Consider the following 14,064-nt stretch of genomic DNA (forward strand, 5'->3'; position numbering starts at 1 on the left):
AGATGGCTGGCCCGCCGACCTTCGCTGGCGCGCGACGGCCGTCTCCGATCAATCGGAGATAGAATTTCATGAAATCGCAGACCGCACTCGCCTTCACGGCGCTTTGCCTCGCCACGGTGGCCCTGCCGTCGATCGCCGCCGCGCAGACCGCCGATGCCGGCGCCGATACCGGCCTCGGCGAAATCGTCGTGACCGCCGAACGCCGCGCCGAGAACCTGACCGACGTTCCCGTCTCGGTCGGCGTGGTCAGCGGCGACAACCTGCGCCAGTTCACCGGTGGCGGCGACGACACGCTGCTCTCGCTCGCCGGCCGCGTGCCCAGCCTCTACGTCGAATCGACCACGGGCCGCATCTTCCCGCGCTTCTACATCCGCGGCCTCGGCAACGTGGACTTCTACCTCGGCGCCTCGCAGCCGGTCTCGATCATCCAGGACGACGTCGTGCTCGAGCACGTCGTGCTCAAGTCCAACCCGGTCTACGACGTCGCCCAGGTCGAAGTGCTGCGCGGCCCGCAGGGCTCGCTGTTCGGCCGCAACACCACGGCCGGCATCGTCAAGTTCGACACGATCCGTCCGACCATGGACCTCCAGGGCCGCGCCTCGCTGTCCTACGGCACCTACAACAGCGTCAACCTCGACGCTGGCGTCGGTGGCCCGATCGTCGCCGACAAGGTCGCCGTGCGCCTGTCGGTGCTCGCGCAGCACCGCGAGGACTACGTCGACAACACCTACACCGGCCCGAGCCTCGACGGCACGGTCTCGCCCGCGAAGAACACGATGGGCGGCTTCGACGATCTCAACGCCCGCCTGCAGGTCCTCGTCACGCCGACCGAGGATCTCTCGCTGCTGCTCTCGGGCCATGTCCGCGATTATGACGGCACCTCGACCCTGTTCCTGCGCGGCGCGCTGACCAAGGGCTCGAACGAGAGCACCGCTCCGCGCGATCGCGTCGCCTTCGACGAAGCGCAGAACAACCCGCAGGCCTATAAGACCCAGGGTGCCTCGGCGCGTCTGGCCTGGAACTTCGGCGACGTCGAGCTGACCTCGATCACCGCCTACGAGCACACGGCCGGCTATAGCCGCGGCGACACCGACGGCGGCGCCGCGGTGAACTTCCCGGTCGGCGGCCTGCCCAACGGCTACGGCCAGTCGCAGGGCCAGATCCGCGATCTCGACCAGTGGACGCAGGAACTGCGCCTCGCCAGCACCGGCGACGGCCCGTTCAAGTGGCAGGTCGGCGGCTACTACTTCGACAGCCGCGACATCACCGACTTCTACCAGCGTCGCTACTTCCTGACCGCACCGTTCAGCGCGACCAACGCCCAGACCAACAACCCCGAGAACTGGGTGCGTCTGCACAACGTCAATACCTCGTGGGCGCTGTTCGGCCAGGCCAGCTACGAGATCGGCGATCGCCTGACGATCACCGGCGGCGTGCGCTATACCGAGGACAAGAAGCGCACCCAGCTGATCAAGGTGGCGAGCACGGGCTCGACGGTGAACTTCCCGGCGACGGCGTCGCGCGACGTCAGCCTGACCGGCAAGGAGCCGAGCTGGGATCTCTCGGCGCTCTACAAGCTCAGCGACGAGGCGAGCGTCTATGCCCGCGTCGCGCGCGGCTTCCGCGGCCCGACGATCCAGGGCCGCTCGGCCGTGTTCGGTTCGGCCTTCACCACGGCCAATTCGGAAACGATCACCTCGGGTGAGGTCGGCTTCAAGAGCCAGCTGCTCGACAACCGCCTGCGCTTCAACGCCAGCGCGTTCTACTGGCGCGTCAACGACATCCAGCTCAACGGCAACGATTCGGACGGCAACGGCGTCCTGTTCAACGCCGACAAGGCCGATGCCTATGGCGCCGAGGCCGAGATCGAGTTCCTGCCGATCGACAACCTGTCGCTGTCGCTGGGTGGCAGCCTGCTGCACACCAAGATCAAGGACAGCCGCGTCTATGCGCAGGTCTGCGCGCTCAACGGCGTCGTGGTCTGCACGGTCGAGGATCCGACGATCACGCGTCCGGTGTTCGGCGCGCCGACCGTCTTCGCCTCGATCGACGGCAACCCGCTGCCCAACGCGCCGAAGTGGAACCTGAACTTCGCCGCGCGCTACGACATCCCCGTCGGCAACTCGGGCAGCTTCTTCATCGCCACCGACTGGAACGCCCAGGGCTATACGAACTTCGTGCTCTACAAGACCAAGGAGTTCTACTCGAAGAACAACTTCGAGGGCGGCCTGAAGATCGGCATCACCGGTGCCGACAAGTCGTGGGAGTTTGCGGCCTTCGCGCGCAACATCACCAACGAGAAGAACCTCAAGGGCGTGATCGAGAACTACATGGCGGCCGTCTACAACGAGCCGCGCATCTTCGGCGTCTCGTTCAGCGGCAAGATCCGCTAAGCGAAGACCCGACAGGGTAAGAGACGGGCTCCGGTCGCAAGGCCGGGGCCCGTTTTCGTTGGCGGGGCCGCGCTTCCACTCTCTGGCCGTCGCCCCTGCGAAGGCAGGGGCCCAACCGAGCTTTCAGCCGGGCACGAAGTTGTCTGTCTGTGCGCTCAGATGGGCCCCTGCCTTCGCAGGGGCGACGAGTTGGGGTACGACGTCTGCTGCAGCTTGCCGCGAACGCATTCTCTCGTTTAACGGGGCCGCAGACCTGAGAGAGCGACAGCCCCATGAACTTCGAATGGACCGACGAGCAGCAGGCGTTCCGCCGCAAGCTGGTCGACTTCCTCGCGGCGAACCTGCCCGAGGACTGGGAGGAATTCTCCAAGCACGGCCCGGCCTCGCCGGCGCTGACGGAGTTCGCGCGCGGCTTCTGTCGCAAGCTGGCCGAGAACGGCATGCTGTTCCCGCACTGGCCCAAGGACATCGGCGGCGAGGGGCTGGGGCCCTGGGAGCAGCAGATCCTGGCCGAAGTGATGTGGGAGTACGGCGAGCCGCGCGGCGGCCAGTACATGAACGTCAACTGGATCGGCCCGACGATGCTGAAGTACGGCACCGAGGCGCAGAAGGCGAAGTATCTGCCGCAGATCTCGGCGGGCGAGATGCTCTGGTGCCAGGGCTTCTCCGAGCCGAATTCGGGTTCGGACCTCGCCTCGCTGCGCACCCGCGCCGAGCTTGAGGGTGACCATTACAAGGTCAACGGCCAGAAGATCTGGACCTCCTACGCCGGCCTCGCCGACACCTGCTTCCTGCTGACGCGCACCAGCGACGATCGCAAGAAGGGCATCACCATCCTGCTCGTGCCGATGGACACGCCGGGCATCACCGTGCGCCAGATCCCGAGCCTGATCGGCGAGGGCGACATCCACGAGGTGTTCTTCGACGACGTCATCGTCCCCGTCGGCCAGCGCTTCGGCGAGGAAGGCCAGGCCTGGGAGATCATCGGTTATTCGTTGACCAACGAACGCCTGGGCATTCCGCGCTATCACCTGGCGCGCGAAGCGCTCGACCGCGCGGTCGGCATTCTCAAGGCGAACGGTGAATTCACCCGCGAGACGGTCAAGGCCGAGGCCGCGCGTTGCGCCGCGCTCTGCGAAGCGGCGCGCACGGCGATCTACGCGATCGTCCAGAAGCGCGTCGATGGCGGCACGGTCGGTCCCGAGAGCTCGTCGGCGCGCTACGCCACGGTCCAGGCCGAGCGTGCGGTCAGCGAGTTCGTGGTCGAATATGTGCCCGAAGCACTCGCCGGTCAGTCGGCCTTCCTGCAGATGCACCACCAGCGCGGCATCGTCGCGGGCATCGCTTCGGGCGCGGCCGAGATCCAGCTCAACATCATCGCTTCCGATGTTCTTCAACTGCCGCGGGAGCCGCGCTGATGCTTCTGTCCCTGTCCGAAGACCAGACCCAGATCCTCGACTTCATCGACAGCCTGACGCGGCCTTATGCCGCCGTCCCGATGCACGACGTCTCCTTCGCGCTGACCAGCGACGCGCTCGACGCCGAGCTGGTCGAGGGCGGTTTCCTCGACGTGATGGCGATGGAAGAACTCGGCGCGGTCACCGCGGCGCTGGTGGTCGAGAAGCTGGCGCGGCTGCCTTTCGCGGTCGAGGCGGCGGCCTCGGCGCTGGTGCGTCCTTTGCTCGATCCCGAACTGCCGCGGCCGCTGTGCCTCGTCGAGGAAGGCTCGCTGCGCAAGCCCGTGCGCTTCCTCAAGCCCGGCGCGACCGTCGTGGTCGTGGGTGAGGGTAGTGTTCGCAGCTTTACCGCCGGCGAAGAGCACGTCCGCTCGGCCGGCGACGAAGTGCTCTACGGCTATCCGGTGGCGTTCCTGACCGGCGTGCCCGCCGAGACGCGCAGCCACGACGTCACCTCCGAGCGACTGCTGACGGCCTGGCGCGGCGCACTCGCGGCCGAGGCTGCGGGCCTGCTCGCGGCGGCGCTGGCCTCGGTCACCACCTATGTCGGCGAGCGCAAGCAGTTTGGCCGCCCGATCGCCACCTTCCAGGCGCTGCGTCACCGCCTCGCCGAGATCCAGGTCGCGACCAACGGCGTCTACTGGCTGGCGCTGCGCGCGGCGATGACCGGCACCGCCGGCGATGCCGCGCTCGCGGCGCTGCACGCGCAGGAGGCGGCGAAGCGGGTGGGCTACGACTTCCACCAGTTCCTCGGCGCCATGGGCATGACGCTCGAGCATCCGCTGCACCTGTGGACCTATCGCCTCAAGTTGCTGACTGCCGAACTCGGCGGGCGCGGCGCTCAGGCGGTCGCTGCGGCGGACGCGATCTGGGGCGACTGAACCGACGATTTCGCGCGAAGTGAGACGGCGAATATCACAAGTCGCCGTCTCGCCGCGTTGCGCTCCATTGCCCGCAGCAACGGCACTTGTCCGTGTCGGAACCGCGATGTCAAAAATGGACCCGACTGGTTCATTTAAGCATCTGTAAGATACTGGGAAATCGCGATTGCTGAACGCTTGAACGGCGTTTCTGCATCATTTGACATGACCTGCCCGCTCGCTGAGCATCCCCGCCTAACAAGAGAAATGGGGGATTTGGATATGGGCGGGCATGCCAATCGGCGACACGTCGCGAGCACTCTGCTTGCGCTTTGCATCACCACCGCGCTGACCGGCGTTTCGGCGCAGGCGCAGGAAACCGCGACGGTCGAGAGCACCGGCGTCGGCGACATCGTCGTCACCGCGCAGCGGCGCGAGGAAAACCTGCAGGACGTGCCGATCTCGGTCACGGCGATCAGCAACGACACCTTGCAGGCGGTCGGCGTCGGCGGCACCACGACGATCAGCCAGATCGTCCCCAGCGTGCAGGTGACCTCGTCGGGCCCGTCGAACATCTTCTTCATGCGCGGCGTCGGCAACACCAGCGGCAACGTGGGCGAGGAGGGCGCGAACGCGTTCTACGTCGACGGCGTCTACCTGGGCGACCTGACCTCGGCCGGTACCAAGTTCAACAACATCCAGCGCATCGAAGTGCTGAAAGGCCCGCAGGGCACCTTGTTCGGGCGCAACTCGTCGGGCGGTCTGGTCAACATCATCACGCGCGAGCCCGACAACGAGGCGACGGTCCAGGGCAAGGTCGGCTACGGTAATTACAATACGGTCCAGGGCCAGCTCTATGCGGCGACGCCGCTGAGCGAGAACGTCAGCATCGACGTGGCGCTGACCGGCAAGGATCAGAACGACGGCTTCGGCACCAACCTGGCCACCGGCAAAGACATCGGCAAGGGCTGGTACTGGGGCGCGCGCTCGAAGCTGGTCTGGCGGCCGGGCGACGCGACCAAGATCGTCCTCTCGGGCGATTACTACAAAGACTACAACGACTACGTGAACGGGTTCTACCTGACCAAGGGCAGCGTCGGCACCGGCGGCTATCGCTTCCCCGGCGAATACAACCTCAACACGCTCGACAACGGCTATGCCGACATCCAGACCTTCGGCGGTTCGCTGACGATCGAGCACGAGTTCGACTTCGCCACCTTGACCAGCATCACCGCGCGCCGCGGGGTCAAGGTCCAGTCCTCGTTCGACGCCGACTACACCTCGTCGCGCCTGGTGATCGCCTACGTGCCGTCGCGGGTGAACACGTTCCAGCAGGAACTGCGCTTGGCCTCGGCCACGACGACGCCGTTCAACTGGCAGCTCGGCGTGTTCTACTACCACGCCAAGGCCAACGTCGACGGCTTCACCCTGCGCGGTCTGGCCTTCGGCGGGCTCAACAACGGCACTTCGACGCGCGCCGAGATGAAGACCAATTCCTACGCCGCCTTCGGCGAGGCGGGCTACGACATCACGCCGACCACGCACCTGATCGCGGGCCTGCGCTATACCAAGGACGAGCGCACCTATCAGGGCACGGTGACGACGATCCAGACGGGCGTGGTCACGGTCGCGCCGCCGGCGCAGAAGCTGTCGACGGGCAAGGTCACTTACCGCGTCGCGCTGCGCCAGGACCTGACCGACAAGATCAACGTCTATGCCTCGTACAACCGCGGCTTCAAGTCGGGTATCTTCGCGGCGACGGGCAGCCCGCTCGATCCCGCGGTCGGCCCGCAGACGATCGACGCCTTCGAGGTCGGCCTCAAGTCGCAGTTGTTCGACAACATGGTCCGCCTCAACCTCGCGGGCTTCCACTACCAGATCGACGACTACCAGATCCGCGCCCAGCCTTCGCCGGGCCGCACCCTGCTGCTCAACGCCGCGACGGTGAAGGTCGACGGTCTCGAAGGCGAACTGACGATCGCGCCGGCCGAGGGCCTGACCCTGAACTTCTCTGGCACCTACCTAAATTCGCGCTTCACCGACTTCCCCGGCGCGCAGTTCACCTATCAGAGCCCGGCGGTCTGCACGACCGGCCAACCGGCCGGCCGCGCGCGTCCGGCGGGGCAGTCGACGGGCCCGGCGACGGGCGGCGGCATCAACTGCTTCGGCGATGCCACGGGCAACAAGACCCCGCTCTCGCCGACCTTCGCCTCGACCGTCAGCCTGAACTGGCGCAAGAACCTGGGCAACGATGCCGAGGTGATCTTCAACGCGCTGTGGAACCACTCCAGCCGGATATTCTTCGAGGCCGACAACCGCCTGTCGCAGGGCGCCTACGACGTCGTGAACCTGTCGTTCGAGCTGCGGCCGAACAAGAACTGGGGCATCGAGCTCTGGGGCAACAACATGTTCGACGAGCGCTACTACCAGACCGGCGTCGGCGGCACGACCGGCGACCACAGCGAATACGCACCGCCGCGGACCTACGGCGTGAGCCTGAAGTTCGATTTCTGAGGAACGGCTAGTAGCGGGGGGAGGGATATGCTGACCCTCTCCCCGTTCGACGGCACCTTTGTTCGTCATCCCCGCGAAGGCGGGGATCCATTACCCGAACTTTCGGATCGCACTGCGGTGCCTTCGGAGAACTGAGGAGATGGATCCCCGCCTTCGCGGGGATGACGGGTTTTGGTGCGGTGGCGGTAACGGTTGAGTTGCCGACCGACCTGCGCCGCCCCCTCACGCCTTCGTCAGCAAGGTCCCGAGTTCCTCGTCATCCTCGACGTTGATCATGCCGCCGAGCTTGGCGCCGCCGCCGACGGCCAGGGTCTCGCCGGTGATGTAGGAGGCGGCGTCGCTGGCGAAGAACACGATCGCTTGGGCCACCTCGCGCATCGTGCCGTAGCGGCCCAGCGAGAAGGCCGACTTGGCGACCGCGGCGGCGTCGAAGCCGCGCTTGTCCCAGCCGAGTTCGGCGGCCTCGGTCGCGGTCATGCCCGGGGCGACGCAGTTGACGCGGATGCCGCTCGGTCCCCATTCGGCCGACATGACCTTGGTCAGCATCTGCAGTCCGGCCTTGGCCGCCGAATAGGCGCCGACGCCCTGGGTGCCGTTGACCCCGGCCATCGACGAGACGTTGACCACGCAGCCACCGGTCCGCCGCAGATGCGGGAAGGCCGCCTGCGCGCAATATTGCGCGGCGCTGAGGTTGAGCTGGATGTCGCGGTCCCACTTGGCGAGGTCCATGCGGTGGAGCCCGACATGGCCGTGCGCGCCGCCGGCGTTGTTGACCAGCACGTCGAGCCGGCCGAACTCGGCCACGGTCGCCTCGATCAGCGCCTTGCAGGCCTCGGGCTTGCGCACGTCGGTCGCGACGCTGAGCACGCGCCGTCCGGTGTCCGCGCGGATCGCTTCGGCCATGACCTCGAGTTTCTCGATGCGCCGCCCCGCGAGGATAATGTCGGCGCCGCGCTCGGCCAGCAGTCGCGCAGTCGCGCCGCCGATGCCCGTGCCGCCGCCGGTGACCACGGCCACGCGGCCGCTGAGATCGAAGCCTTCGAGCATCACCAGCGTCTCCGGCGTTGGCAGGCCCTTACGCGCTGGCGCAGCTCCTCGGCACGCTCTTCCGGCGTCACCTTGGGCGTGTCCGCGGGCAGGTGATCGCGGATCTCGGAGAGCTTCACGCGCTTCATCGTCGGCACCGGGTGGCTGTCGCAGTCGTACCAGCGGCCGTAGATCGTACCCTGGTAGAAGCCCGCCGCGTCGAGCCAGTTCGGCACGCCCGGGTCCTCCTGCGCGACCACGGCATAGAACCGCCCGTCCGAGGCGACATGGGCGAAGTGGCCGTTGGTGCTCGACAGGCGGTAGACGTATTCGGTGGCGTTGAAATAGGGATCGTTGAGCTGCCAGTTCCAGTAGCGGCGCTGCGCCGGCAGGTCGGTCTCGACGATCAGCGCCTCGCCGGGCTCGAACTCGTAGACCGCAGGGAGATAGACCTGGCGGGTGAACGATCCGCCGTAGACCGCCGGCTCGAACACGTTGACGCCGACATTGGCCTTCACCGCGTTTTGCATGGCGTAGAACAGCTTGGTCGCGCGCACGGGCATCCGCGCCATGTGATCGATCCGCTCGAGGATTTCGTCGGGCGTCAGTCGTGCCTTCAATCCCTTGGGGTTCAGGCATTCGATCGACATGCGTGGATCGACCTCGTTGACCCAGTCGTAGCTGCGATAGCGCGTCATCAACACGCGCGCGCCCGGCGCGATCTTCAGCCAGTTGCCCGTATAGCCCGCCGGCTTCTCGGTGCTGACCAGCAGTTCGAAGCTGCCGTCGGGCTCGACCTGCAGGTCGCCGCTGTCGATGTCGTTGTAATAGGTGCCGACGAGGTCGTTTTCCCAGGGCAGCCCGGCCGAGCTCAGCGCCGTGGTGAAGGTGATCATGAACACCGAACCGCGGTCGCCGCTGATCTTGTAGCTGTAGTCGCTGGAGATCGGCGCGTAGAGGTAGATGTCGTCGGGGTTGGGCTGCAGGGTGTAGACGGGGTTCCACAGCGGTGCCCAGTCGGGATGCTCGGGATCGGCGTGGAAGAAGGCGAAATAGCCGTAGGACAGCTGCATCATGATCTGGCGATAGACGTCAGCGCGATATTGCGGGTCGTCGGGGCGCCAGGTGTTCGCGATCTCGTTGACAGCCTCCTCCAGCGGTTGGAGGTACTGCGACAGCGGGCCGATCTGTCCACCAGTGCTTTGGGTCATGGAAACATCCTCTCGGCGATGTGGGACTCGCTTGCCTAGATGGTAAGCACTATCTAATCGGACTGTAAATGGAGGATAGAGTATGAGCGGAGAGGACATGATCGATCTGGGCGGCCAGGTGGCCCTGGTGACGGGCGCAGGCCAGAACGCGGGCCGCGCGATTGCGCTGGAGCTGGCGCGGCACAATTGCGGCGGCGTCGCGGTGAACGATTTCGTTGCCGAACGTGCCGAGGCCGTGGCCGCGGAAATCCGCGCGACCGGCGTGCCGGCCGTGGCCGTGCCCTTCGACGTTTCCGACCTCGAAGCCGTGCGCGCCGCCGTGGCCAAGGCGACGGCTGAACTCGGCCCGATCACGGTGCTGGTCAACAATGCCGGCATGGCGGGCCCGGGCGGCTCGCTGCGGCCGACCTTGAACTTCTGGGAGGAAGATCCCGAGGCCTGGCCGCGCTATCTCGGCACCAATCTCTACGGCGTGCTCAACTGCTGCCACGCGATCATCCCGGCGATGGTCGAGGCCAAGAAGGGCCGCATCGTCACGATCGTCTCGGACTCGGGCCGCACCGGCGAGCCCAAGCTCGCGGTCTATGCCGCGGCCAAGGCCGGCGCCAACGGCTTCGTCCGCTCGATCGCCAAGGAAGTCGGCCGCCACGGCATCACCTGCAACGCCGTGTCGCTGTCGTCGCTGATGCCCGACATGCCGCAGGAACAGCTCGAGGAATTCGAGAAGAGCGATCACGCCAAGAAGCAGCTCTCGAACTACATCGTGCGCCGCTACGGCCGTTCGCAGGACGTCGCCACCCTGGTGACCTACCTGTGCTCGAACGCGGCCTCGTGGATCACGGGGCAGACCTATCCGCTCAATGGCGGCTACGTCACCGCCTAAGGCTGAGACGATCAGGCAAGGCTCTGCCGCATTCCGGCATTGACGAATCCGGTTGGAGGACGATGTTTAGACCTCAAAATACGAGGGAGTCTGAATGTCGTCGCCAGCCTATCATGCCCCTGAGACGATAGAGCAGGCGGTGGCGCTGCTGGCGGGTGACGCCGGCGCGCGGCCGCTTGCCGGGGGCACCGACCTGATCGTGCAGATGCGCTCGGGCCGCAACGCGCCCAGCGCGATCGTCGATCTCAAGCGTATCGCCGGCCTGTCCGGCATCCGCGCGCTGCCCGGTGGCGGTTTCGCCATCGGCGCGGCGACGCCGTGCACCGCGCTCAAGGACGACGCGGCGCTGGCTGCGGCCTGGCCCGGCGTGGTCGAGGCGGCCAACCTGATCGGCTCGGTCCAGGTACGCAATCGCGCGACCATGGCGGGCAACCTCTGTAACGCCTCGCCCGCAGCCGACAGCGTGCCCGCGCTGGTCGCCGCCGGTGCGACCTGCCTCGTCGCCGGCCCGAACGGTCAGCGCGAGGTGCCGGTCGAGGCGATCCCGGCGGGGCCGGGCAAGACCTCGCTCGCGCCCGGCGAAGTGCTGGTCGAGATTCGCTTGCCGGCACAACTCGGCGCCGATGCCTACCTGCGCTCGATCCCGCGGAGCGAGATGGACATCGCCGTGGTCGGTGCCGGGGTGAGTCTGGTGCTCGGTGCCGGCGGTGTCTGCACCGCGGCGCGCGTGGCGATCGGCGCCGTCGCGCCCACGGTCGTCCTCGTCGAAGCCGCGGGCGCCGCGTTGATCGGCGGCAAGCTCGACGATGCCGCGCTCGAAGCCGCCGCCGATGCCGTGCGCGCCGCCTGCCGGCCGATCGACGACAAGCGCGGCACCGCCGAATACCGCACCGCCATGGCCGGCGTGCTGGTCAAGCGCACCGCAAAGATCGCGCTCGAACGCGCGCATAAAAATCAGGGCCGGAGTCAGGCATGAGCAAGCTTCTCGTATCCACCACGGTCAACGGCGACCCGCAGCAGTTCCTCTGCGATCCCGACACCTCGCTACTCGACGCGCTGCGCGAGGAGATGGACCTGACCGGTAGCAAGGAAGGCTGCGGCTCGGGCGACTGCGGCGCCTGCACCGTCGTGCTCGACGGCAAGATGGTCTGCTCGTGCCTGGTCCTCGCACCGGAGGCCGAGGGGCGCCAGGTCAGCACGATCGAGGGCGTCGCCGAAGGCAACCAGCTCCATCCGATCCAGCGCCAGTTCCTCGAACACGGCGCGCTCCAGTGCGGCTTCTGCACGCCGGGCTTCATCGTCGCATCCAAGGCACTGCTCGACCACAATCCGGATCCGAGCGAGACCGAGGTGCGCTATTGGCTGGCGGGCAATCTCTGCCGCTGCACGGGCTACGACAAGATCGTGCGCGCGGTGATGGACGCCGCGGCCGAGCTGCGTCAGGACAGGAGGACCGCGGCATGAACGCGCCTGAAAACAAGCAGCAGTTCCGTCTCGTCGGCACCCGTCCCGTCCGTCCCGACGGGGTCGAGAAGGTCACCGGCAAGGCGATCTATGGACCTGACCACGTCTCGCCCGGCATGCTCCAGGGCGCTGTGCTGCGCAGCCCGCATCCGCACGCACGCATCCGCGGCATCGACACGAAGAAGGCCGAGGCGCTCGCGGGTGTGAAGGCCGTCGTCACCGGCCAGGATTTTCCGCAGGCGGCGGACAAGCTCGTCGCCGGTGCCGAAAGCGCCTCGAACCTGCGCTGGGTCGCGCAGAAGTGCATGGCGATCGGCAAGGTGTTCTACGAAGGCCAGGCCGTTGCCGCGGTCGCCGCGACCAGCCATGCCGTGGCCGAAGCGGCGCTCAAGCTGATCGAGGTCGATTACGAGGTGCTGCCGCACGTCATCGCCATCGAGGACGCGCTGGCCGAGGACGCGCCGGTGCTGCACGACGACGTGTTCACCCAGGGCCTCGCGGAGAAGCCGACCAAGCCCTCGAACGCCTCGATGCGTTTCGCGATCGAGCGCGGCGACGCCAAGGCGGCGATCGCCGGCGCGGCCGCGAGCTTCACCGGTCGCTTCACGCTGCAGCCCGTGCACCAGGGCTATATCGAGCCGCACGCCTGCGTTGCGCAGTGGAATGCCGACGGTCAGGCCCAGATCTGGTGTTCGAGCCAGGGGCACTTCGCGATCCGCGCGATGACTGCGGGCATCCTGCAGATCGACATCGCCAGCGTCCGTGTCCACCCGCTCGAGATCGGCGGCGGCTTCGGCGGTAAGACCACGGTCTATCTCGAACCCGTCGCCATGCTGCTGTCGCGCAAGGCAGGGCGGCCGGTGCGGTTGACGATGAAGCGGACCGACATCTTCCGCTCGACCGGCCCGGCACCGGGCGCGGTGATCGATATCACCCTGGGCGCGGCGGCCGACGGCACCTTGGTGGGGGCCGAGATCGAGCTCAAGTACCACGGCGGCGCCTTCCCGGGGGCCAACGAGGTCTATTCGGGCGTCGGCGGCGCGGTGGGCCACTACCGCGTGCCCAATGCCTCGATCGTCGGTTGGAACGTGCTCAGCAACATTCCGACGATGCACGCTTATCGTGCGCCGGGCGCGCCGCAGATCAACTTTGCGGTCGAGAGCGCGATGGACGAACTCGCGGCCAGGCTCGGCATCGATCCGATCGACCTGCGGCTCAAGAACATCGTCCATCCGGGCGAGCCCTCGGCCTCGGGTGTGCCGCTTGGCGCGATCGGCTATGCCGAGGCGCTGGAGGCGGCCAAGGCCCACCCGCACTGGTCGTCCCCCGTTGCACCCGGCCAGGGCCGCGGCGTCGCCTGTGGCGCCTGGGGCAATTACGGCGGCCCGTCGACCGCTTCGGTCAAGCTCGGCGAGGACGGCTCGGTGCTCGTCACCGAGGGCAGCCCCGACATCGGCGGCAGCCGCGCCTCAATGGCGATCATGGCGGCCGAGACCCTGGGCGTCGCCTACGAGAAAGTCCGCGTGACGATCGCCGACACCTCGTCGATCGGTTTCTCGATGGTCACCGGCGGCAGCCGGACGACCTTCGCCACGGGCAAGGCGGTGATCCAGGCGACCGAGGGCGTGATCGAACAGCTCAAGGACCGCGCCGCGCGGACCTGGGGCGTCGACGTCGCCGCCGTGACCTGGGAAGACGGCACCGCGGTGCATGGCGACCAGCGCCTGACTCTGGCCCAGATCGCCGCGAAGACCGGCACCACCGGCGGGCCGATCTCGGCCGAGGCCGTGGTCGATCCGCACGACTTCCTGCCCGGCTTCGGCGTGCACATCTGCGACACCGAGGTCGATCGCGAGACCGGCCACGTCCTCGTCAAGCGCTACACCGTGGTCCAGGACGTCGGCCGCGCGATCCATGCCGACTACGTCGAGGGGCAGATGCAGGGCGGGGCTGTGCAGGGCATCGGTTGGGCGCTCAACGAGGCCTATGTCTACGACCGCTCGGGCAAGCTCGATAACGCCGGCTTCCTCGACTATCGCATGCCCGTCGCCTCGGACATGCCGATGATCGATACGGTCATGGTCGAAGTGCCGAACCCCGCGCATCCCTATGGCGTCAAGGGCGTCGGCGAGGTGCCGATCGTGCCGCCGCTGGCCGCGGTCGGCAACGCGGTCAGCCGCGCGACGGGGATCCGCATGCACGACCTGCCGATCAGCCCCGACCGCGTCTACGGCCTGCTGCGCGCGGCGGAGTAGC

The 14,064-nt window shown here is 67.3% G+C and carries 10 protein-coding genes; 8 read left to right on the forward strand and 2 right to left on the reverse strand.

Translation table 11 applies throughout. The annotated features are described in order from the left end of the window. Nucleotides 1–68 precede the first annotated feature (68 nt). The 4 genes from OLX23_RS03705 (at nucleotide 69) to OLX23_RS03720 (ending at nucleotide 7,224) form a co-directional block, all read left to right on the forward strand. Nucleotides 69–2,393: a TonB-dependent receptor gene (locus OLX23_RS03705; RefSeq protein ID WP_264443163.1), complete on the forward strand. Its 2,325-nt coding sequence runs from the start codon at nucleotides 69–71 to the stop codon at nucleotides 2,391–2,393. A gap of 272 nt (nucleotides 2,394–2,665) precedes the next feature. After that, a complete protein-coding gene (locus OLX23_RS03710; protein ID WP_264443164.1) occupies nucleotides 2,666–3,811 on the forward strand; it encodes an acyl-CoA dehydrogenase family protein in 1,146 nt (381 codons plus the stop codon). Beyond that, complete coding sequence (locus tag OLX23_RS03715; RefSeq protein WP_264443165.1) at nucleotides 3,811–4,731, forward strand: acyl-CoA dehydrogenase family protein; 921 nt, start codon at nucleotides 3,811–3,813, stop codon at nucleotides 4,729–4,731. Before OLX23_RS03710 ends, OLX23_RS03715 begins: the two co-directional genes overlap by 1 nt. Before the next feature lie 261 nt (nucleotides 4,732–4,992). Continuing rightward, on the forward strand, nucleotides 4,993–7,224 hold the full coding sequence (locus OLX23_RS03720) for a TonB-dependent receptor (protein ID WP_264443166.1): 2,232 nt from the start codon (nucleotides 4,993–4,995) through the stop codon (nucleotides 7,222–7,224). Between the two features lie 222 nt (nucleotides 7,225–7,446). On the opposite strand, the gene OLX23_RS03725 is transcribed toward OLX23_RS03720, so the two are convergent. Together OLX23_RS03725 and OLX23_RS03730 are read right to left on the reverse strand one after the other, a co-directional pair. Beyond that, complete coding sequence (locus tag OLX23_RS03725) at nucleotides 7,447–8,271, reverse strand: SDR family NAD(P)-dependent oxidoreductase (RefSeq protein WP_264443730.1); 825 nt, start codon at nucleotides 8,269–8,271, stop codon at nucleotides 7,447–7,449. After that, nucleotides 8,271–9,461: a DUF1214 domain-containing protein gene (locus tag OLX23_RS03730; protein WP_264443167.1), complete on the reverse strand. Its 1,191-nt coding sequence runs from the start codon at nucleotides 9,459–9,461 to the stop codon at nucleotides 8,271–8,273. The genes OLX23_RS03725 and OLX23_RS03730 overlap by 1 nt, the downstream gene beginning before the upstream one ends. 82 nt (nucleotides 9,462–9,543) lie before the next feature. On the opposite strand from OLX23_RS03730, the gene OLX23_RS03735 reads away from it, so the two are divergent. The 4 genes from OLX23_RS03735 (at nucleotide 9,544) to OLX23_RS03750 (ending at nucleotide 14,063) form a co-directional block, all read left to right on the forward strand. Then, nucleotides 9,544–10,344, forward strand: coding sequence for an SDR family NAD(P)-dependent oxidoreductase (locus OLX23_RS03735; RefSeq protein ID WP_264443168.1), 801 nt, complete (start codon nucleotides 9,544–9,546; stop codon nucleotides 10,342–10,344). A 94-nt stretch (nucleotides 10,345–10,438) separates the two neighbouring features. Continuing rightward, nucleotides 10,439–11,320, forward strand: a complete 882-nt coding sequence (locus OLX23_RS03740) for an FAD binding domain-containing protein (protein WP_264443169.1) — start codon at nucleotides 10,439–10,441, stop codon at nucleotides 11,318–11,320. Beyond that, nucleotides 11,317–11,808, forward strand: coding sequence for a (2Fe-2S)-binding protein (locus OLX23_RS03745; RefSeq protein ID WP_264443171.1), 492 nt, complete (start codon nucleotides 11,317–11,319; stop codon nucleotides 11,806–11,808). Before OLX23_RS03740 ends, OLX23_RS03745 begins: the two co-directional genes overlap by 4 nt. Next, entirely contained in the window at nucleotides 11,805–14,063 is a 2,259-nt protein-coding gene (locus tag OLX23_RS03750) for a xanthine dehydrogenase family protein molybdopterin-binding subunit (protein ID WP_264443172.1), read from the forward strand. The genes OLX23_RS03745 and OLX23_RS03750 overlap by 4 nt, the downstream gene beginning before the upstream one ends. Nucleotide 14,064 lies beyond the last annotated feature (1 nt).

The sequence above is a fragment of the Novosphingobium sp. JCM 18896 genome (genome assembly GCF_025938095.1).
Taxonomy (GTDB): domain Bacteria; phylum Pseudomonadota; class Alphaproteobacteria; order Sphingomonadales; family Sphingomonadaceae; genus Novosphingobium.